Raw genomic sequence first — 19,936 nt, forward strand, 5'->3', positions numbered from 1 at the left:
TGACCGGGATCGCCGATCAGGACCTTACAAAGTGACGATGGCCTTGATCAGGCCTTCCCGGTCCTTCGCAAGTTCGCTGAACTTGTTTGGTAGATCCTCAAGCCGCAGGGTTAGCGTACACAGCGCATCGGTATTGATCCTGTCATCGCGAATTGCCGACATGACGGTCTCGAAATCTTCTCGGGTTGCGTTTCGGCTGCCGATGATCTGGGTTTCGCGTTTGTGGAACTCCGGATCGCTGAAGCTGATGGTCTCCTTGACAACGCTCACCAGAACGTAGCGGCTGCCATGCGCGAGCAGGGGAAAGCCGGCCTCAATGGCGGCCGCATTGCCAGTCGCGTCGAAGATCACATCGAAACCGTCTTGCAGCGGGCTCGACAGGATATCGGTGCCGGCAAGATGCGTATTGTCGAAGCCGAATTTTGCCGTGGCCTGGTCCAGCCGCGCGCGGCTCATGTCCATGAGATGGACCTCGGCTCCCGAAAGGCGGGCGAAAAGGGCCGTGCCAATGCCGATGGGACCGGCGCCGGTGACCAGAACCCTGTCCTCGGCTGTCAGGTTTGCCCGGCGCACGGCATGGGCCCCAATAGCCAGAAACTCGACCATCGCGGCCTGCAGTTCGGTGAGGCCGGTTGCCGGATAGAGGTTCTGCTGCGGAACGGCGATGCGGGAACACAGGCCGCCATCCCGATGAACGCCGAGAACCTGGATATTGCTGCAGCAGTTCGGTTTGCCGCGCGTGCAGGCCCGGCAGGCGTTGCACGACAGATACGGGTTGACCACCACCAACTGGCCGGCCGTCCAGGATCCGGTGCTCTCCGCGATCCTGCCACTAAGTTCGTGACCGATCACGCGCGGGTAGTTCAGGAACGGATGTTTGCCTTCCAGGATGTGATAATCGGTGCCGCAGATGCCGACAGCCTGAATGTCGACGAGCACCCAGCCGTCCGGTGCATGGTTCGGCAAGTCCCGCGTTTCGAGCTTGAAGACGCCCGGCTCGACAACGGTGCCGCAGGCCATCGATTGTGCCACCGCCGGCGACATGGTGTTTTCAAGTGTCATTGAACGGCTTTCTGGCTCCGGGGAGCCCAGTCATGAGGCAGGTCGCCCTTGATGATGAGGCTGAGAACGTCGTCCTTGGTCACGTCTTCAATCCGGTGCGAGCCGACTTTGCGGCCCTTGTTCATGACAATGACACGGTCGCAAAGTTCGAACACGTCATGCATGTCGTGACTGACCAGAAGGATACCTATCCCTTCCTCGCGCAACTGTCTGATCAAGGATCCGACCATGGCCGTTTCAGAAGGGCCGAGAGCGGCGGTCGGTTCGTCCATGATCAGGATCTTGACGTCAAAATAGATCGCTCTGGCGATGGCAACAACCTGCCGCTGGCCGCCGGACAGGCTGGACACAGGGTCGTTCAGGTTCTTGAAATTCGGGTTGAGCCGTTTCAGAACGCGGACCGCTTCAGCCATCATTCTGCTGTCGTCCAGATTGCCGAACCTTGTTTTCAGCTCCCGGCCGAGAAACAGGTTGGCGGGCGCGTTCAGATGATCTGCCAGTGCCAGCGTCTGATAAATGGTCTCGATACCCAGATCGCGCGCATCATGGGGTGACTGGATATCTGCGACTTCGCCGTTGACCTTGATCGTCCCGGAGTTGGGGATCATGGCTCCGGACAGGATCCGCATCAGGCACGATTTGCCTGCGCCGTTATGGCCGAGGACGCCGACGACTTCCCCCGGATAAAGGTCAAGGGAGACGTCGTTCACGGCCCTGATGCCGCCGAAGTGCTTTTCGATTGCGTCCATCTGCACCAGCGGTGTCGCGGACTGAGCATCTGGTTTCATATTCCGTGTCCCGATCGACAGTTGAAAAGACCGGAAGCCTGATCATGTCAGGCTTCCGGCCGCGTTTTATGGCGTTAGTAGAGGACGTTCTGAACGCTCGGATGATCGATGTTGTCCTTGGTCGCCAGGACAACGCCGGTATCGATGAAGTTCGGCACCTGTTCACCGTTCAACAGCTTCAGAATGGTCTGGACACCGATCTCGCCCATCTGGAACGAGCCCTGAACGGCCGTTGCGGCCAAGGTGCCGTCACGGACGAAATCCTGCAGGTCGGTGTTGCCGTCAAAGCCGATTGCGGTCACCTTGCCCGCCTTGCCAGCTTGCGCCAGGGCCCGGCCCATACCGATGGCTGTCGGTTCGTTGGCACCGAAAATACCAACAAGATCCGGGTTCGCCGCCAGAACGTCGGTGGTCTGGTTCAAGGCTGTGGCCATCTGGGACTGGGAGTAATAGGGACCGACGATCTCGATCTTCGACTTCTCTTCGATCTGCTTGACGAAACAGCCTACGCGGCCGATTTCGGAGCCGACGCCGGCGACATAGGACATCACCGCAACCTTGCCTTCGGTTCCCACTTCCGAAATCATCTTGTCGGCAACCAGTTGTCCCGCCGCGCAGTTATCGGTCGACAGGAACGACTGGTAATATTCCTTGCCGTTGTCTGCGAGAGCGGAGTCGATGATGACGACCGGAATTTCGGATTCATAGGCCTTCTTCACGGCCGGGATCAGGGCTTCCGGATCGGATGGAGCCAGAACAATGCCCGATACGCCCCGGTTGATGGCGTTTTCAACGAGGTTTACCTGATCGGCAACGGCCGATTCCGATGCCGGGCCGTTGAAGGTCATCGTGTGGTCTGACTGACCTTCGATGGCGGCACTGGCGCCCTTGTTCACGTTCTGCCAGAAGTTGGAATTCGTCGTCTTGACAATGACCGCGATTTCTCCGGCCTGTGCGGCTGCTGCCGACAGTGCAAAGGCGCTTGCCATCATTGCAGTTGTCAAAAGCTTCTTCATTTCATTCTCCTCCGTCTGAAGTTACTCAGGTAAACGACCGGCTTTCTCAGCGCCGGTTTCTGATCTGATCGACGTAGACCGCCAGAATGACGATGACGCCGATCACGATTTGCTGGATGAATGCCGAGACACCGGCCATGTTGAGCCCGTTCCGCAGAACCCCGATGATGGCCGCGCCGATCATCGTTCCTGAAATATTGCCGACGCCGCCCATGAGCGAAGCTCCGCCGATGACAGCGGCCGCAATCGCGTCGAGCTCGTACATGACACCTTCATTGGGCTGAACGGTCACGAGGCGCGACATCAGAACGTTGCCCGCGAGCCCGGCCAGAGCGCCCGACAGGACGTAGGCGAAGATCTTCGTGCGGTCGACCAGGACGCCGGAAAGACGGGCGGCTTCCTCGTTCGATCCGGTTGCATAGATGTGCCGGCCGATCTGGCGACGCCTGAGCAGATAGGCACCTGCAACCGCGACGACCGCCAGAAGAATGACCGGATAGGGAATTCCCGGAAAAACGACTTTCGGAAAGATACCGCCGGTTTTCTCAACGATGCGGAAAAGCGAGCCGTTGCCAAGAAGGCCGAAGCTTTCCCCAAGCCGTGAAATCGGCGCTGCACCGGTCAACTGAAGGGCAACCCCGCGCGCGATCAGCATCATGCCGAGCGTTGCCACAAACGGGGTAATGCGCATCTTGGTAATGACGAACCCGTTGATGAAGCCGCAGGCCGCACCGGCCATCACGCCAATGGCCATGGCTGGGGCCACCGGCACACCCGCCTTGATGCTCAACCCGGTGACGGTCCCCGAAAGCGCCAGGACGGAGCCGACGCTAAGGTCGATACCGCCTGTGATGATGACCATCGTCATCCCGATCCCGAGCAGGCCGATAACGGACGTCTGCAAAAGCACCGTCAGTCCGTTGTTGATGGAGAAAAAAGCTGCGTTGCCAAAGGAAAACGCGAAGATCAGCAGCGCAAGCGTCAGCAACGCCGACAGCTTGTGAAAGGAGCCGGCTGACAATTTGAGCGTCAAAGATGCTGGCTCAGCGCCTCGATCAAGATCCGCCATAATTCCTCCCGGGCCGGACATTGAGTTTAATAATTAAAAACATATGAGCTTGGATCGGGTTTGGCGTCAACAGTTTTTTATTTTTTAATACAAACAATCAGAATTGTCCGGCGTTTTGGATATGTTACGCTGCTGCCATGGCGAGAACGGACGAACGATTCAGAAGCGCGTACAACAGGTTGCTGGATATATGCGGCCGCATGCAGATTGGCGATCAACTGCCGGCCGAAACCGCGCTTGCGGACCGGATGGACGTGAGCAGAACCATCGTGCGCAGCGCGCTGCAAAAGATGGATAGCGACGAACTGATCCGCTGGGAAGGCCGCAGCAAGACGCTGATCCGGAAACCCCAGGCAGGGGATCGCCTGGTTCCCGCCGAAAGCACACTGTCTGCCGAGGAACTGGAACACAGGTTCTTTGAATGGATCCTGCGTTTCGATGTGCCGGCGGGAACGTCGCTCAATGTGGCGCAGCTTTCCCGTCAGTTCGGTGTTCCCGTTCACAACCTGCAGGAATTTTTGGCCGGGTTAAGCCGGCTGGGTCTGGTGGAACGACGCCCCAGAGGCGGCTGGTCGCTGCTGGGGTTTACCTCGGAGTTCGCGGTTGAACTGTCCGAGTTTCGCATGGTGCTGGAACTGAACGCGGTCAGGCAGTTGCTCACTCTGCCTCCGGAACATGAAATCTGGGACAAGCTGAAGGTCTTGAAACGGGAACATGAGGACCTGAAGTCCGTCATTGCAGACCGGTATCACGACTTTTCACTGCTGGACGAAAAGTTTCATTCGGCCATCAACAGCGTGGTCAGGAACCGGTTCGTTCTCGAAGCTCAAAAGCTCATCAAGCTAATCTTCAATTACCACTACATGTGGGACAAACGCGATGAGTTGGAACGCAACGCAGCCGCCATCGACGAGCATCTGGAATGGATCAACGCAATGCTTGCGCGTGATAGCAAAGGTTCGGAGGCTGCCGCGCTCAAGCATCTCCGGCGATCGAAGGAAACGCTCCTGCAATCGCTGCGGGTTCACAAGTTTGCTTGAAAGCTCGCCGTCGGCGGGCTGCCGAACATCCTTGAAAAATCAGCTGGCGGTTGGGCCGCGAGGCTGTCCAGGTTGCGTTTCAGCGACGTGACTTTCGAGGTTCCCAGCAGAACGGACGCAACACCGGGATAGCGGTGGGCGAAGTGGAGCGCCGCACTGGCAAGCGACAGTCCCAAGCCCTCCGCCTGTGCTTTGAGAGCGGTGACTTTTTCCAGGATTTCTTTTGAGGCCGGCGCGTAATCGAACCAGGCGCCCTCGACCGGTCCCGTCGCCAGAATGCCGGAATTGAAGATCCCGCCAAGAACCAGGCTTGTTCCCTTTTGCCGGCATTTTTCGACAAGACCGTCTTCGGCTTCGCGGTCAAGCAGGGTCAGCCGTCCGGCAAGCAGGATGGCGTCCAGGCTGGTCTCGGTCAGAAGGTCCAGGCAAACTCGCGTCTCGTTCACGCCAATCCCGAAGGCACGGATCCTTCCCCGATCTTTCAGCCGTTGCAATCGGTCAAGACCGGTCGCAAGCAAGTCTCGCATATGCGTCTCGTTTGAAGCGCCGTGTGTGTAGGCGCCGATGTCATGGATGTAGACGATTTCGACATGGCGCATCTGCAGCCGCTCGAAACTGCCTTCAAGAGACGCTTCAATGCCGTCACCCGAATAGTCGTAGCGAACGTTGTTTGGCAGCGGATCAATGAAACCGTCGGCCTCAATGAGCGTGGGGCCGGGAGATAAGACGCGCCCAACCTTGGTCGACAGGACATAGTCCTCACGCGGCTTCGATTTCAGGAAGCGGCCGAGCCGCTCTTCTGACCGGCCACGGCCGTAATGCGGGGCGGTGTCGAAATAGCGGATGCCGGCGTCCCAGGCGGATTGAAGGACCGCGGTCGCCTCATGGTCCGAAACGGCCCGTCCAAGGTTCCCGATAGCCGATGCTCCGAAGGAGATGTCCGTGACCTGAACATCCGTTCTGCCAATCAGCTTCAGCGCTCTCATGATTGTGCCGCTGCCGATGTATTCGCGACTGCGTCCAGCCGGGGCGTTTGAAGCAACGGGGCGGCTTTCCGGGCCCAGGCCAGGAAGGATGATATCCGCCGGTTTATCTTCTCATCATGATTTTGCGCGATGTCGGCGAGCTTGTGGTCCAGAAACGGGTTCTTGAACCGGTCGATTGTCGTGGCGGCATATGCTTCGGCTTCCTGTTTCCTGTCCCGCGCCGCAAAAGCTGGGATGACTTCCTGCCGATAGAGGTCTTCCAGGTCAGGGCCGTACTCGGGGCTGTCCATCAGCTCCCGGACGAAGCGCAGGGGAGAATTGCCTGCTGCCAGCCATCGTGACACGAGGTAGGTATGCCCCAGGTTCAAGATGAACAGCTTCAGGGTCTCGACCTGGTCCAGATCCTTGACGACCTGAACGCATGGATGCACGCAAGGTAAAATGAGGTCCGGCTGATCCTCGATTGCCCAGAGCGCATAAGGCTCGGCCACCGCACCGGCGGGCTCCAGCGGCTCGGAGACGATCCTGTCGACGAGGGAATTCACCCAGGTCACTTTTGCGCTCAGCCAGTCTGAAAATTCGGATGGATAGAGTGCGGCAATGCCCAAAACCAGATCTCGCAGCACCTTGCCGTTTTCAGGGATCAGTTCGGCCGGCATGACCTGAATGGGCGCTCCGCCGCCTTTGAACCTTTGAAACAGAAACCACGTCAGCTTGGCCGGATAGGACATCTCAAGGAAAAAGTCGGTGCTCTTGTCAGCCTCATTTGGCCGATACCCTGCATCGGCGGTGTTGGAGAGGAGGATCTTCGCTTCGTCGGCGACAATCTTCGCTACCTCGCCAAGGTCATCCGGCAAGGACAGGGCGCGTTTGATGCTGCTGACGGTTTTGCTCGTGTCCACCAGAGCGCCGTTTTCGATGCCCTTGATCCGGACTTCGTAACCGGAGGGTGCCGCCAGCGCCTTCAGACGATGAGCGCGGGACGCGTCACCGCTGGTCTGCACCACCGTGATTGGTCCTGCGTCCTGCCCGTCGGCCATAGCCTCCGACACGAAGAGATCCACATGCGCCTGCAAGAAGCGGCTGGTCCCGAATTGAACGATCGCTGACGTCGGCATTTTTGTCCTCCGAATGATGTTATGTTTATTATTATTACAAACATTTTAAATCAAGCGGTTTCCTGCTGCCGGTCCGATCTGGTCACAAACGATCAAACGGTGTCACAGAAGAGGTGTATGGACTGGCGGCCGATGCCACATGCTCATGCAGCCGACAGGCGTAATCGTGGCGCGATTGGTAGCAGACAGAACCGAAAGCCTTTATAGGGGGCATGATCTTGCTTTCAGAGCCTCCTGACGCGCTGGAAACGGCTTAACATGCGGTCAACCGCAACAGATGACCCTGCCCGGGAAATTAAGGAACCATGCTGAAACTTCCGAATGACACGGACATAAAGGCTGAGACGCTGAAGGCGTATCTGGCAAGACAGCACGCGGCGAGCGATACGGCCTCCGTCCTTGAAGCCATTGCCGATGCGACCGGCGCGCTGGCAGACAGGCTGGCTGCGGGAAGTTTGCCGGGAGATCCAGGCGAGGTCGTCGGAACCAATGAAAGCGGAGACCGGCAAAAGGCCCTCGACGTCGGCGCGCATCTGCATATGGTCGAGGCGCTTCGGGCTGCCGGTGTTCGGCAACTGCTTTCCGAAGAAGCGGAAGAGATCATCCTTCTCAACCCGGACGGCACGCTGGACGTTGCCATCGATCCGATCGACGGTTCGGGCAGCATCGGTACGGGTGCACCGCTCGGGACGCTGTTTTCGATCCTGCCGGCAACCGAACAAGGCTTCCTGTGCACGGGACGGTCCGTCATTGCGGCCGGATATGTTGCGTTCGGCCATTCGACAGATCTCGGTTTCAGCCTGGGCAATGGCCTTCACCTTGCTGTCTTCGACAGGGCAGAGGGGACGTTCAGGATGTTGCGGGAAAACCACCGGGTGCCGGCCAAGTCCCGCACATTGGCGTTCAACGCCTCCAATGCCCGCCATTGGCCGGAGGCGGTAAAGCGCTTCTCCGAAGACGTTCTCAAGGGCAAGGAGGGACGGCTGGGTGAAAACTACAACATGCGCTGGCTGGCCTCCGCCGTCGGCGAGTTTCACCGGATTCTGCTTCAGGGCGGATTGTTCTTCTATCCCGGCGACCAGCGGCCCGGTTATGAAAGCGGCCGGCTGCGCCTGATCTATGAAGCCATCCCGATCGCGTTCCTGATAGAGCAGGGGGGCGGCAAGGCAACGGACGGGCAATCGCCCATTCTGGACCTGATGCCCGAAAGCCTGCACCAGAACATACCGCTGATCTTCGGTTCTCCCGAGAACGTCGACATGTTCATTACCTATTGCGCGGACCGCGCCCAGCACGCTGAGGGCTGAAATTGGCTGCCGCCAGTTGCAACTGGTTTCTGCATGTCCGGTTCACGCCAACTCGGCGCGGAGCCAGGCGATCAACCGGTCGACGGCCCCATGCCGCGACTGCTTTGTGCCCCGGTAGACCGAGATTTCGCTCGGTCTCTTCAGGATTATGTCGCAGGGCGTGCACAACTTGCCTTCTTCAATAAGGCCGCTGACCGTGCGTCTCCAGCCAAGCGCAACGCCCTGACCGGCAACGGCTGCCTGAAGCACCAGCGGATAACTGTCGAAATAAATGATCTTCGGATTTGCCGGACGGGACCTGCCGATGGCTTCGGGCCAGTCAAACCAGTCCTGGGGCACGACCCTGTGCGACAGGAGCGGCATGCTTGAAAGCTGTTCAGGTGTCAGTGGCAAGGGAAGGTCTTTAAAAAGGGACGAAGCGCAGACCGGAAAATCTCGTCCGATGCCATGAACAGCAGGCGCGTGGCTCATGACGCCCGTCCAGTGGTCTGAAGAGCGACGTCGAACGGCTCGCGAGCTTCCGTCAAGGGTTCAAGAGCGCTGACAAGTCGAAGCTGGATTTCGGTTTGTGCCGCATGAAACCCTGAGAGGCGCGGCATCAGCCAGCAGAACACCTTGCAGAGCTGACAGCGCAGGACAATCGTGTCAGGATCGCCCTGATCGGCTGTGCTGCCCTTCTTGCTTCCATGCCTTTTACTGTCGGCCGCCGGTGTTCGGCCCCGAAGGAGAGTTGACCGTGTCTCTGGAAACGTGGCTTGCCTATACACTCGCCTGTGTGGTTCTGACCATCATTCCCGGGCCGAGCGTCATGCTCGTGGTGGGCCAAACCCTCATGCGGGGGAAGACCGCGGCGATGATGTGCATTCTCGGTGACGTTGTTGGAAGCATCGTTCTGACAGGCCTTTCCTTTGCAGGCGTCGGCGCAATTCTGGCCGCGTCCACCGTTCTCTTCCAGACTGTGAAATGGGCTGGTGTGCTTTATCTTGCGTGGCTGGGGTACAGCCAGATCCGGGAGGCCCGTCGTGACGGCGGGCGCGTTGAAACGTCCGCCCAGACACGCTCGCCTAAAGGCAGTTTCTGGCGCAGCTTCTGGGCAGGGACTGTGACTGCCATTTTCAATCCCAAGGCCATCGTTTTCTATATGGCCTTCCTTGCCCAGTTCATTGACCCGGCAGGGGATTTGGTGGTCCAGCTCGCAGTGCTGACAGTTACCTCCAGCCTTGTCGTCATCGTTCTTCTGACCGGCTATGCCGTTCTCGCTACGCGTGCGCGGAACGCCTTTCAGACCAGCATGGCCCGGCGGCGCCTGGGGTACGCCGGTGGCGGGTTCATGATCGGCGGCAGCGCGCTGATGGCGATCACGCGCTGAACGAAGAGGCTCGCGTGACAAGCATCAGTCTTCACGGGCTTCCGCTTCACGGCGTTCAAACGACACAAGTGAGCCGTCCGGCATGACCTCGTGAATGTGGACGGGCGCGCCCGTTTCATCCAGCTCCACAAGTCCGATGCCGGATGCGTTCAGAAGCCGGCGGCCATGCGGCGTGCCGACGGGCTTGCGGGGGATAACGCGCATGCCGCGACGCTTCGTGAACCAGTTCAGGGGCGAGCGGGGCGAAAACGCCCATCTGTTGCTGCGGTCGAGGATGTCGATCAGCTTGTCCGGCCACTTGTTCTTGATGCCGCTGCTGCAGATCTGCCAGATCTTCGGCCCGTCGCCGATTTCGCCGGAAAGCTTCGGTGCAGACTGCCGCAATTCGACATCATAGACGAACGAGTAGTGCACATCGCCCGACAGGATTACGAAATGCTGGGGTGTGCCCCGGTGACTGAACACGTTCAGGATTGCGCTGGCGGTGCCCGGATGAGCCATCCAGTATTCGGCATCGACCGTCAGCGGCTTGCCCAAAAGCGTGAACAGCTTCTGCACCGTTTCGATCAGCTTGACGCCGAAGATCGGTGCGGCGCAAACGAGTAGAACCGCATCCTTGCCTTTCAGGTAGGTCTGAAGGTCCGTGACCGCCTCCCAGTCCAGAAGCCCGGACGGGTTGCTGGCGCTGCGTTCGGACCGCCAGCGCCGCGTTCTTGTGTCCAGAACGATCAGCGGCGGGGATGTCTGCCACTGATAGTCCCACTGCTCGTAGTCAAGCAGTCTTGTGATCGCGTCTTCATGTGCCTCGGAGCCAGGAGCATCGAGTGCGGCCTCGACGCAGGGAATGATATCCGGCCCGATGGCCTCTGCCCGGTTTCCCCAGGCCTGGTTGAGGGCATAGGCGACAAGGGCATTGCCGATCACCCGGCGCGACAGCGGATGGGTATAAGCGGCCTGCTCCCAGGCGAGCGACAGGTTCCAGTCGTCCGTAATGTCGTGATCGTCGAAAATCATCGCCGTGGGAAGATGCGCCATCAACCGTCTGCAGGCGGGCAGATCGGCCCGGAAACCCTTCAGCGTTTCCGTCTCCTCGGCATACATCTCCGCATCCTCGTCCTCCAGGCCCTCCGGGGCTTCCACCTCCGGCATGTCTTGCCAGAGCGCCGGCGACCATACGAGAAGATACATGGCCAGCATCTCGCCGAGTGTGACGAGGTGGTTACGGGCGTGCTGGGTCGTGAACACCGGCTTCTCCGTGCCGCCGAACAGAACGTCGAAGACGGTTTTGTCCTTGTAGACCCGGGGCAGAAGTTTATCGCGGCGATATAGCAGGTTGCCGGCCTGTCGCAGCGCGCTCCCGGATGCAGGCAAGCCGGGCTCGGCACCTTCCAGCGGTTCATCCGGCAGGCCGAGTTTCTCAACGAGCAGACTAATTGCCTGCAACATCGGCCCGGCAACATCGTCGGCATAAATCTGGTCCCCGCTCATGATGAGCACCGACGGCAGCGCGGGGGTGTCTGAACCGTTTGCCTTTGCGGAACCGAGACCCTGCCGCAGGAGCTCGTCGGCTCCGGCGAGCCCGTCCCGGGTGCGCGCATGCGGTTTTCGGCAGGACCCGTGCAAGAGAGAGGTGATGCGGTCGGGCACCTTGAAGCAGGGCAGGTCGCGCCCCGGATAACAAAGATCGGGCGCCCAGACCGAGTGATCCTGCCAGCCTTCCTGCGCACCGCCTGTAGGCCTGACGCTCAGCCGATAGGAAATCAGTGCGTCAATCGGCAGCGATGTCTTAAGCTCGATGTTGATGAGGTGATAATAAAGGTGCTTCCCTGCCGTCACGATGGGCCAGTCCGTACCGCCGGTGTCGATTGCCTGGTTGAGGTCAGGCCGAGCTTCGGGGAAAAACTCCAGGCGCACGTCACAAGGCTGCGATGCGGCAAGCCAAATGCTAACGCTATTCGCCGTCACACGGCGCAGGATCGGTCCCGCCAGGACGATAGGGAGACCGGCTCCAACTGTCATTATGAACTCCTCGTCCGTCTGCCAAACACACACGGCGTGAGTGCTCAACCGTTTTCGTCATGCTGATCTTGCTGCCGTAGACATATGACGTGCAGCACCGGCATCCAAGTGCCTGCAGAAGAACGATTGTCCCGCGGATTCGTTCGCGGGGCTGGAGATTTTTGGCAAATACGATGGCGCAGACCGCAGAAACGGCGGGTGTCAGCCCTTCACGCCCGATGAGATCATGACAGCTTCCGTTACCTTTTTCTGGAAGACCAGATAGGCAACGGCAACAGGCATCGCTCCCAGAAGCGCGACGGACATCAGGCGGGCGTAATAAACGCCGAAGGCATCGTTCACCTGGGTGATCCCCACGGGGATCGTCATCTGGTTTTCCGTTGTAATGACCAGAAAGGGCCAGAAAAACTGGTTCCAGGCGCTGATGAAAGTGATGATCGCCAATGCGGTGGTGATGCCCCAGTTCAGCGGCAGATAGATCTTGAACAGCAGCGTGTAATCGCCGCCGCCATCCAGAACAACGGCTTCGCGCATTTCCTTTGGCACGGCATCGAAGAACTGCTTGTAGACGATGATCACCACCGGAACGATAAGCTGGGGCAGGATGATACCGGCCCAGGTGTTGATCAGGCCCATGTCATTCATCAGGATGAACTGCGTCACCACGAGCGCCTGCGAGGGCACCATGAAACTGGCGAGTACGACACCGTAAAGCAGCCGGCGCCCGGGAAATCGCATCTGCGAGATCGCATAGGCGCACATCATGCCCGATACGATGACGACCAGCGTGATGATCACGGAGGTGCCGATCGAATTCCAGTACCAGGTGAGCAGCTTGGTATCGAAGATGGCGGCAAGATAAGATGACAGGTTGAATTCGTCGGGGATGACCCCCGCGCCTTCGCTGACGACCCTTTCCTCGGTGCGGATCGAGGTGATGAAGGCCCAGTAGAGCGGGAAGACCCAGATGGCGGCCGCCAGCAGGCTGCCGATGCCAAGAACCCAGTTTTCCAGTTTGCGGGTTTTCATTGCTTGTTTCCTCCCGCGCGCAAGAGCTGGAATTGCAAGACCGACACGACCACGATCAACACGAACAGCACCAGGGCAATGGCCGAGGCATAGCCGCCGTGGTTCAGCTGGAAGGCCTCCCGGTAGACCATCAGCAGCAGCACGTAGGACGAGTTGAACGGCCCGCCGGACGACAGAAGGTAGATCTGGTCGAATATCTTGAGCTGCAGGATGAGTTGAAGGGTCAGGACAAGGGCCGTGACCGGCCAGAGCAGCGGCCAGGTGACCTTCGTGAACAGTTGCCAGCGTGTCGCGCCGTCCAGGGCGGCGGCTTCATAATAGTCGCTGGAGATGTTGCGAAGGCCTGCGATGAATAGCAGAACATTAAAACCGTTGGTCCACCAGATGGTGACGGTGGCAACCGTCGGCATCACCCAGTAGGGGTTCTTGAAAACCGGAACCGGCTTGCCCGTGAAGAACGCGAACACAGGCTGAAGGACGCCGAACTGGAAATCCAGCATCCAGGTCCAGATTTGTGTCACCACCGACACCGGCAGGATGTAGGGCAGAAAGAAAAGCGCCAGAATGAGCGCCTGTAGCGGCCCTTTGAGGCGTGTGATCATCATCGCGATGGCAAGGGCCAGGGCGGTGGTTGGAACAACGGTCAGGAGAACGAAGTAACCGTTGTTCTTCAAAGACGTATAGAACAGATTGTCAGTCAGCAATCGCTTGAAATTGGCCAGACCGACCCACTCGCCCGCACCGATCAACGGCGCATCTGTGAAGCTCAGCTCGATCATCCGGATGGTCGGGTAGAGAAAGACCAGCACGAAGGTCAGGACAAAGGGCGCAATGAGCGTCATGGCGACTGCCACTTCCCTGCGCCGGTTGGTAATCATGGCCACTTTTGTAATCGTCCTTTGCTCGCCCGGTGAAAGGCCTGCCGCATCGCATTGGATGCGGCAGGCATCGCAGGCAGTGTGCTCGCGCCTATTGAAGCTTCGACTGAAGTTCGTCCTTCATCTGCTGGGCAGCCTGTGCCGGCTCGAGATAGCCGTGCATGGCGGGCGAGATGATGTTGATGGTCGCGTCATAGACCGGCGAGGCCACCCCGGCGATTGGCGATCTCGGATCATAGACCGCGGTTTCTGCGAGAGACGAGTAGGTCGCATTCGGTTCCATCTTTCCGAATTCATCGCTGGTGGCGACAGGCTTATAGGCAGGAATATGCCCGGCGCTGGCCCAGGAGATCGAGTTCTTCTCCATCCATCCGATTGCGGTCATCACCGCTGCGCGTTTTTCGGGGCTCATCTCCTTGCCCGTGGGAATGGCAAATGCGTGGGAATCCGCCCAGGTGGCCGTGGTTCCAAGCAAGGTGGGAATTTGCACCGCGCCCCAGTCGAACCCGAGCGTTCCCTTGCTGGACATGTCGACCAGGGTGGGAACCTCCCAGACGCCATTCATGTGAAAGGCGGACTTGCCCGAGGTGAACAAGGCGACGGAAGCCGGGTATTCTGCCTGTTCCGGCTGCCAGCCCTGCTTGTACCAGTTGGTCATGATCTCGATTGCATTGGCGGCCTTGTCCAGGTTGTCGCCCGCCAGAACTTCTCCGTCGGTGATCAATTCGCCGCCCTGCTGCTTGAGCAGGGTGAAGAAAACCCGGTAGGTGCTGCCATCGTCAGCCGTGGCATAGGAGAGAGGTGTTTCAGACCCATTCTCCTTGGCCAGTGCAAGCGCTTCCTCGAAATCGGCAAGGCTTTCAATGCCGGCCAGGTTGCCCTCGTCATCGAGGAAGCGGGATCCCTTGAAATAGCTCTTGTTGATGTAGAGCACGATCGAATGGATATCGAAGGGAACTGCATGAAGGTTGCCTTCAGCGTCGCTTGCAGCAGCAATGGAGGCCGGAAAGAAATCGTCCTTGCTGAGACCGGCAGTGGCGAGATCATCATCGCTGATCACGTCCAGCACGTTTTCCTCAAGCCCGAGCGGCATGCGCGACAGGTGATAGGTCATCACGTCCGGGCCCTGGCCGACAGCGACCGAGGTGCGCACCTTCGTGTAGTAGGGGACACCCCATTCCAGGGTGGTCGCGTTGATCTTGATGTCCGGGTGCTCTTCGTTGAAGCGCTCGATCAGCGCTTTCATGCGAACGCCGTCACCACCGCTCAGAAAGTCCCACCAGGTGATGTCCTGCTGGGCAAATGCCGGCAGACTGGCAAGGCTCATCGCCCCGGCTGCCAGAAGTGTCTTAAGGTATTTCATCGACTCTTCCTCCCAAATGACAAACCGGCATTTCCCATCAAGGCCGGTTCAAAGGTACCAGGCAGACTGACGGTCTACCGAATACGCTGGTCCTGCTCGTCGAAGACCAGAACCTTGTCTGGCGCACAGGTGAGCTTGATTGCTTCCCCGCCGCCGGCGTGGCGGCTTCCGCGCCACTCAACGACTATTTCGCGGCCGTCCGGCATATGCGTGTGCAGATAGGAAACGCCTCCCAGGTCCTCTGCCATTTCCACGGTTACGGGCATGCCTACGTCCGCTGTTGTCAGTTGTTCCGGGCGCAGTCCGACAGTTACCCGGCTGCCGGCCGGAAGATCGCCGAAAACCCGGGCCAGCAGGCTGGCTTCCGTTCCCTCAATGGCCACACGCAGGCAATCGCCTTCCCGGCCAAGCACCTTTGCCGGCAGAAAGTTCATGGCGGGCGATCCGATGAACCCGGCGACGAACCGGTTGTCCGGATCGTCGTAGAGATCCAGCGGCTTGCCGGCCTGCTGCACGACACCCTGCTTCAGAACGAAGATCCGGTCGGCCAGCGTCATGGCCTCCACCTGGTCGTGGGTGACGTAGATCATCGTCGCGCCGATCTGCTTGTGAAGCCTCGCAAGCTCCAGCCTCATCTGGACGCGCAGTTCGGCATCCAGGTTGGACAGCGGCTCATCGAACAGGAAGACCTTGGGCTGACGCACGATCGCCCGCCCGATTGCCACTCGCTGGCGCTGACCGCCGGACAGTTGAGACGGCTTTTTCTCTAGCTGTTCCTCAAGCTGGAGAATGCGGGCCGCTTCCATCACCTTGTCGTGCACAGCCTTTTTCGGAGCGCGTTTCAAACGCATGGAAAAGGCCATGTTCTCGAAAACGGACAGGTGCGGATAAAGCGCGTAGGACTGGAAAACCATGGCAACGCCGCGTTTGGCCGGTTCCTGCCAGGTCACGTCGGTGCCTTCAATGGAGATCGTGCCGCCACTCGTGTCTTCAAGACCTGCGATCATGCGCAGCAATGTCGACTTTCCGCAGCCGGACGGGCCGACAAAGACCGCGAATTCACCTGCCGGAATGTCCATGCTGACATCGTGGATTACCCCGACCGGGCCGAAGACCTTGCGTATGTTGCGAAGGTGAACACCCATCACATGGTTCCCCTCAGGCCACGTTCAGCCGCAGGACGTGATAGGAAAGGGGCGCCAGCTTGCCCTTGAGCTGACCGTCCTCCACGCCAACGCCTGTCCCCTTGCCGGGAACCACGTTGTCCGGCTTGTCCGGGCCGTTGGTGTCGTTGAGACCGTAGCCCTCCATGGACAGATGCTCGGCCATTGACGGTGCGCCGAAGCCCGTCAGCGAGACGTCGAGATCCGCCGTTTCAGTAAGGTGCCGGTTGAGGACGAACAGCGTCAGCGTTCCGGCAGCCTTGTCGTGTACGCCGGCAACGTCGAGATAGCTGACGTCATCGGCGACAGAGCAATTGTAGGTGGGCGCATCCACGGCAACGTTCAGCGCATCGCCGCGGCCATAAAGAGAGGCGAACTGATAGGGGTAATAGATGGTCTGACGCCAGGCTGGCCCGCCTTTTTCAGCCCGGATCGGGGCGATCACGTTGACGAGCTGGGCAATGCAGGCAATGCGCACACGATCCGACCGGCGGATGAATTCGTTGAGCAGACCAGCCACGAAGAGCGCATCTTCGAAGTTGTAGTTTTCTTCCAGCAATGCGGGGGCTTCCGGCCAGTCCCACTCCTTGATGCGGCGGCCGTCATCCTCTCGGATGTGATACCACACGTTCCACTCGTCAAAGCAGATGTGAACGTCGTTCCTGGCGCGCTTCTTCGACTTCACATAATCGATGACACCGCCAATGGTCTGGATATAGCGGCCGGTTTCCTCGATCTTGCCGAAGTAGTTCAGCGTGTCCTTGCTGTTGTTGCCGAAATATTTGTGCAGCGAGATGTAATCGACGTTCTCGTAACACTCTTCCAGGACCTCCCGCTCCCATTCCGGGTAGGTGGGCATGCGGTCGTTGGAGCTGCCGCAGACGATCGTCTCGATTGTCGGGTCGAACCCCTTGAAGGCCTTGGCCGTCTCGTTGGCCAGTCGGCCGTATTCCGTGGCAACCTTGTGACCTATCTGCCAGGGGCCGTCCATTTCGTTGCCAAGGCACCACATCTTGACCCCGTAGGGATCCGCCCGGCCGTTGGAACGGCGCAGGTCCGACCATTCGGTGCCGCCCGGAAAATTCACATACTCCAGGAAGTTGCGGGCCTCTTCCAGGCCGCGCGAACCCAGGTTGACCGCAAGCATCATTTCGATGCCGGCGTCTTCCGCCCAGATGGCGAAATCATCGATGCCGACCTGGTTGGTCTCCTTGCTACGCCAGGCGAGGTCGAGGCGAACAGGGCGCTTGTCTTTCGGGCCGATGCCGTCTTCCCAGTTATACGCAGAGACGAAATTGCCACCGGGATAACGAATGGCCGGGATCTTGAGATCCTGAACGAATTTCAGCACGTCCTTGCGAAAACCGTTCGCGTCGGCCTGCTGGTGGCCAGGTTCGTAGATGCCGGAATAGATCGCCCGCCCCATGTGCTCGATAAATGCGGAATAAAGCCGCTCATCGATGGAACTGATCCGGAAATCCCGATGCACGGTGACACGTGCCTTCATTCGCATTCTCCCAAAATATATATCGAATAAATCGATATGAATCTTTATTTCTGATGAGAATGCGACCTTCGCAAAAATTGTCAACTGGACAAAGTTGCTGCGGTGCAACCTGAAGATGAGGAGGGCTTCGAAAATTTCAAGTGTGGTTCTGGTCAGCCGCGGGTGTGCAGGCGCAAAATAATGTCTTGATCATAGTTGCCGAAACCGCGTCCAAAGACGTTGATCCCACCCGGGTGCCGCCCTTCGGCCTTCACCTCGATCTTCAACCGGACCGAGCGGTGTTCGTCGAGCTGGAGATCTTCGGTCTTGATGTCGGAGATCTTGTGGCCGTCCACGAAAGTGCCGTTCCTGCCGACGCTCCAGGTCTTCAGCATGCCGTATTGCGACCCGGAAAGCTTCCACCAGTCCGGTGTGTAGACACCGCGTTTGTCGCCGAAATCACCGGGTGACGTCCACACGCCGATCTCCTTGCCGTTGATCGACAGCACAATGTCGGACGGCCAGTTGCTCATGGTGCCCGGCACCTCGGAACTGACCTCCATGACCACGTCCAGCCCGTCGATCTCCTTGCCGGTGAGCTTGGCGTTATTGGGGAACTGATATTCGACGAAACCACTGGTAAACCACAGTAAAGCCGTCTTCATCCGCTCCGGGTCCATGAAGGTTTCCGGCACGTCGAGGAGGCCGATGATCCCGTCTGTCGAGCAGATGCCGCAGGGGCCGGTCACGAGGCTGTTGGTGTAAAGCCCGAGCGGCATCGATACTTCGATCTGGTTCGGCTGGATCCGCTCTTCCGACGAGCGGAAGGCCAGGATGATCTCGTCATAGATGGCGAAAGTCGTTTTCTGGCTTCCCTTGCGTGCACGCTGCACTTCCGTTCTCACGAGCCCCGCTTCTTCCAGGACCTGAATATGGGTGGAGACGGAGGATTGCGGCATGCCGGAGGCTTCCGAAAGCGCGTTGATGTTCATCCCGGGCGACCGCACAAGCTCCTGCAGCAGGTGCAGGCGAGGCTGGGAGGCAATTGCCTTCATGGCAGCCTTGTCCTTGACGGGATCGACGATCAGAAAATTTGCGCGCATGGGTTGTTCCCGGATCTAAATCTGGAACAACTATCTGTATCGGTTTTTTCGATAATTACAATTATTCTTTCGAATGTCCGATAGTGATCCGGATCCGTGCCGGGTAACCGACAGGCAGCGGCATTGGATGGTTGGTTATCAGGTGTCCGTAAGTGTTCCCTCAACATCAAGAATCCAGCCGAAGCTGGGTGAGGGCGCGCTTGATTTCGTTGCCAAGCAGGCGTTCGGGCGGCGAAATGCCCGAAGAGGCGGACATGACGACACCAATGCGCAGATTGGACAGGATGTCGTGCATCAGCGGCACGAACTTGAGAATGCCCTGGTCGATTTCATCGATGAAGCCGATCTTGGTGTAAAGGCCGAGGCCTCGGCCGGCCAGGATCATCTGCTTTGCCACATGCAAGGTGTCTGTAAAGCAATTGGTCGACAGGGCGGAGGACATGCCCGAAATCGCCTGATCGATGATGGAATTGCGGCCCCGCGCATCCACGGTGCGCACCATCTTTTGGCCGGACAGTTCCTCAATGGCAAGGTTTGTTCGCCCGGCAAAGGGATGGTCGGATCGCATGATGATGCCGATCGGAGCGGTCTTGTCGGAGATCACCCGGACATTGGGATGCAGATCGAACGTGAAGGTAATTCCGATATCGGCAATCCCGCCCGCAACGGCGGTGATGATCTCGTCTGGCTGCGCCGTCGTGATCGAATAGGTGACCTGCGGATAAATCCGGTTGAAGTCGAGCAGAATACGCGGCAACAGACCGTAGGTAACGGAATCTATGGCCGCGATATTGAGGTGCCCGGACCGCAGATCGCGGATATCGTCCAGCAAGGTGCGGGTGCGCTCATAGTCCTGCAGTGTCTTGCGACAGTGTTCCAGCACGATGGCCCCTGCATCGGTCAGGGTTACGCCTTCTGGTGTGCGCTCGAACAGCCGAACGCCCATCTCGTTTTCGGTGCTGATGATCTTCCGGTTCACCGTGGTGGAAGACACGTTCAACACCGCGGATGCCTTGCGGATGGAGCCCTGGCGGGCGACTTCGTCGAAATAACGCAGGAAATTTGAATGCACGATGTCCCCCCGGACAGTGTGGCAAACAGTGCATCACAAAGTGCGGTGCATTTAATGCATCACCGTTA

18 protein-coding genes are annotated in these 19,936 nt (G+C 58.9%); 3 read left to right on the plus strand and 15 right to left on the minus strand.

The annotated features are described in order from the left end of the window. Positions 1-24: 24 nt before the first annotated feature. The 4 genes from V1T76_RS21975 to V1T76_RS21990 all read right to left on the minus strand — a co-directional run bounded on the left by V1T76_RS21975 (position 25) and on the right by V1T76_RS21990 (position 3,935). Positions 25-1,020 carry a zinc-binding alcohol dehydrogenase family protein gene (locus V1T76_RS21975; protein WP_442970161.1) on the minus strand — a complete coding sequence of 332 codons (996 nt, stop codon included), beginning with the start codon at positions 1,018-1,020 and terminating at the stop codon, positions 25-27. Positions 1,021-1,058: 38 nt separating this feature from the next. Then, positions 1,059-1,850 carry an ATP-binding cassette domain-containing protein gene (locus tag V1T76_RS21980; RefSeq protein ID WP_330562827.1) on the minus strand — a complete coding sequence of 264 codons (792 nt, stop codon included), beginning with the start codon at positions 1,848-1,850 and terminating at the stop codon, positions 1,059-1,061. Positions 1,851-1,924: 74 nt separating this feature from the next. Beyond that, positions 1,925-2,866: an ABC transporter substrate-binding protein gene (locus V1T76_RS21985; RefSeq protein WP_330562828.1), complete on the minus strand. Its 942-nt coding sequence runs from the start codon at positions 2,864-2,866 to the stop codon at positions 1,925-1,927. A gap of 46 nt (positions 2,867-2,912) precedes the next feature. Further along, on the minus strand, positions 2,913-3,935 hold the full coding sequence (locus V1T76_RS21990) for an ABC transporter permease (RefSeq protein ID WP_330562829.1): 1,023 nt from the start codon (positions 3,933-3,935) through the stop codon (positions 2,913-2,915). A 200-nt stretch (positions 3,936-4,135) separates the two neighbouring features. Between V1T76_RS21990 and V1T76_RS21995 the strand changes: the two genes are divergently transcribed. Further along, complete coding sequence (locus tag V1T76_RS21995) at positions 4,136-4,975, plus strand: GntR family transcriptional regulator (protein ID WP_330562830.1); 840 nt, start codon at positions 4,136-4,138, stop codon at positions 4,973-4,975. On the opposite strand, the gene V1T76_RS22000 is transcribed toward V1T76_RS21995, so the two are convergent. After that, on the minus strand, positions 4,960-5,961 hold the full coding sequence (locus V1T76_RS22000; protein WP_330562831.1) for an aldo/keto reductase: 1,002 nt from the start codon (positions 5,959-5,961) through the stop codon (positions 4,960-4,962). The genes V1T76_RS21995 and V1T76_RS22000 overlap by 16 nt on opposite strands. After that, positions 5,958-7,079, minus strand: a complete 1,122-nt coding sequence (locus V1T76_RS22005; RefSeq protein WP_330562832.1) for a mannitol dehydrogenase family protein — start codon at positions 7,077-7,079, stop codon at positions 5,958-5,960. Before V1T76_RS22005 ends, V1T76_RS22000 begins: the two co-directional genes overlap by 4 nt. Before the next feature lie 305 nt (positions 7,080-7,384). Here V1T76_RS22005 and V1T76_RS22010 point away from each other — a divergent pair, with 305 nt between their 5' ends. Then, positions 7,385-8,386 carry a class 1 fructose-bisphosphatase gene (locus tag V1T76_RS22010; RefSeq protein WP_330562833.1) on the plus strand — a complete coding sequence of 334 codons (1,002 nt, stop codon included), beginning with the start codon at positions 7,385-7,387 and terminating at the stop codon, positions 8,384-8,386. Positions 8,387-8,428: 42 nt separating this feature from the next. On the opposite strand, the gene V1T76_RS22015 is transcribed toward V1T76_RS22010, so the two are convergent. Beyond that, positions 8,429-8,857, minus strand: coding sequence for a LysR substrate-binding domain-containing protein (locus V1T76_RS22015; RefSeq protein ID WP_330562834.1), 429 nt, complete (start codon positions 8,855-8,857; stop codon positions 8,429-8,431). A gap of 265 nt (positions 8,858-9,122) precedes the next feature. On the opposite strand from V1T76_RS22015, the gene V1T76_RS22020 reads away from it, so the two are divergent. Then, on the plus strand, positions 9,123-9,755 hold the full coding sequence (locus V1T76_RS22020) for a LysE family translocator (RefSeq protein ID WP_330562835.1): 633 nt from the start codon (positions 9,123-9,125) through the stop codon (positions 9,753-9,755). 24 nt (positions 9,756-9,779) lie between these two features. Here the strand turns inward: V1T76_RS22020 and V1T76_RS22025 are convergent, their stop codons facing one another. The 8 genes from V1T76_RS22025 to V1T76_RS22060 form a co-directional block, all read right to left on the minus strand. Next, entirely contained in the window at positions 9,780-11,774 is a 1,995-nt protein-coding gene (locus V1T76_RS22025; protein ID WP_330562836.1) for an alkaline phosphatase D family protein, read from the minus strand. A gap of 201 nt (positions 11,775-11,975) precedes the next feature. Then, complete coding sequence (locus V1T76_RS22030; RefSeq protein ID WP_330562837.1) at positions 11,976-12,803, minus strand: carbohydrate ABC transporter permease; 828 nt, start codon at positions 12,801-12,803, stop codon at positions 11,976-11,978. After that, entirely contained in the window at positions 12,800-13,681 is an 882-nt protein-coding gene (locus V1T76_RS22035; protein ID WP_330562992.1) for a carbohydrate ABC transporter permease, read from the minus strand. The genes V1T76_RS22030 and V1T76_RS22035 overlap by 4 nt, the downstream gene beginning before the upstream one ends. A gap of 91 nt (positions 13,682-13,772) precedes the next feature. After that, complete coding sequence (locus tag V1T76_RS22040; RefSeq protein ID WP_330562838.1) at positions 13,773-15,044, minus strand: extracellular solute-binding protein; 1,272 nt, start codon at positions 15,042-15,044, stop codon at positions 13,773-13,775. 74 nt (positions 15,045-15,118) lie between these two features. Continuing rightward, on the minus strand, positions 15,119-16,189 hold the full coding sequence (locus tag V1T76_RS22045; protein ID WP_330562839.1) for an ABC transporter ATP-binding protein: 1,071 nt from the start codon (positions 16,187-16,189) through the stop codon (positions 15,119-15,121). A gap of 13 nt (positions 16,190-16,202) precedes the next feature. Beyond that, positions 16,203-17,714: an arabinosylfuranosidase ArfA gene (gene arfA, locus V1T76_RS22050; protein ID WP_330562840.1), complete on the minus strand. Its 1,512-nt coding sequence runs from the start codon at positions 17,712-17,714 to the stop codon at positions 16,203-16,205. A 152-nt stretch (positions 17,715-17,866) separates the two neighbouring features. Next, the gene (locus tag V1T76_RS22055) at positions 17,867-18,796 is read right to left on the minus strand and encodes an ArsR/SmtB family transcription factor (RefSeq protein WP_330562841.1); all 930 of its coding nucleotides are present in this window, start codon (positions 18,794-18,796) and stop codon (positions 17,867-17,869) included. 166 nt (positions 18,797-18,962) lie between these two features. Further along, positions 18,963-19,868 (minus strand): LysR family transcriptional regulator, encoded by a 906-nt coding sequence (locus V1T76_RS22060; RefSeq protein ID WP_330562842.1) that lies wholly within the window; start codon positions 19,866-19,868, stop codon positions 18,963-18,965. Between the last annotated feature and the right edge of the window lie 68 nt (positions 19,869-19,936).

It is taken from the genome of Roseibium sp. FZY0029 (assembly GCF_036350355.1).
Taxonomy (GTDB): domain Bacteria; phylum Pseudomonadota; class Alphaproteobacteria; order Rhizobiales; family Stappiaceae; genus Roseibium.

Bases quoted from the DNA above. Each gene is read 5' to 3' on its own strand.
- V1T76_RS21990 (WP_330562829.1), bottom strand. From the start codon at position 3,935: ATGGCGGATCTTGATCGAGGCGCTGAGCCAGCATCTTTGACGCTCAAA.
- arfA (WP_330562840.1), bottom strand. From the start codon at position 17,714: ATGAAGGCACGTGTCACCGTGCATCGGGATTTCCGGATCAGTTCCATC.
- V1T76_RS21985 (WP_330562828.1), bottom strand. From the start codon at position 2,866: ATGAAGAAGCTTTTGACAACTGCAATGATGGCAAGCGCCTTTGCACTG.
- V1T76_RS22015 (WP_330562834.1), bottom strand. From the start codon at position 8,857: ATGAGCCACGCGCCTGCTGTTCATGGCATCGGACGAGATTTTCCGGTC.
- V1T76_RS21980 (WP_330562827.1), bottom strand. From the start codon at position 1,850: ATGAAACCAGATGCTCAGTCCGCGACACCGCTGGTGCAGATGGACGCA.
- V1T76_RS22010 (WP_330562833.1), top strand. From the start codon at position 7,385: ATGCTGAAACTTCCGAATGACACGGACATAAAGGCTGAGACGCTGAAG.
- V1T76_RS22055 (WP_330562841.1), bottom strand. From the start codon at position 18,796: ATGCGCGCAAATTTTCTGATCGTCGATCCCGTCAAGGACAAGGCTGCC.
- V1T76_RS22000 (WP_330562831.1), bottom strand. From the start codon at position 5,961: ATGAGAGCGCTGAAGCTGATTGGCAGAACGGATGTTCAGGTCACGGAC.
- V1T76_RS22005 (WP_330562832.1), bottom strand. From the start codon at position 7,079: ATGCCGACGTCAGCGATCGTTCAATTCGGGACCAGCCGCTTCTTGCAG.
- V1T76_RS22045 (WP_330562839.1), bottom strand. From the start codon at position 16,189: ATGGGTGTTCACCTTCGCAACATACGCAAGGTCTTCGGCCCGGTCGGG.
- V1T76_RS22035 (WP_330562992.1), bottom strand. From the start codon at position 13,681: ATGATTACCAACCGGCGCAGGGAAGTGGCAGTCGCCATGACGCTCATT.
- V1T76_RS22030 (WP_330562837.1), bottom strand. From the start codon at position 12,803: ATGAAAACCCGCAAACTGGAAAACTGGGTTCTTGGCATCGGCAGCCTG.
- V1T76_RS22025 (WP_330562836.1), bottom strand. From the start codon at position 11,774: ATGACAGTTGGAGCCGGTCTCCCTATCGTCCTGGCGGGACCGATCCTG.
- V1T76_RS22040 (WP_330562838.1), bottom strand. From the start codon at position 15,044: ATGAAATACCTTAAGACACTTCTGGCAGCCGGGGCGATGAGCCTTGCC.
- V1T76_RS21995 (WP_330562830.1), top strand. From the start codon at position 4,136: ATGCAGATTGGCGATCAACTGCCGGCCGAAACCGCGCTTGCGGACCGG.
- V1T76_RS21975 (WP_442970161.1), bottom strand. From the start codon at position 1,020: ATGGCCTGCGGCACCGTTGTCGAGCCGGGCGTCTTCAAGCTCGAAACG.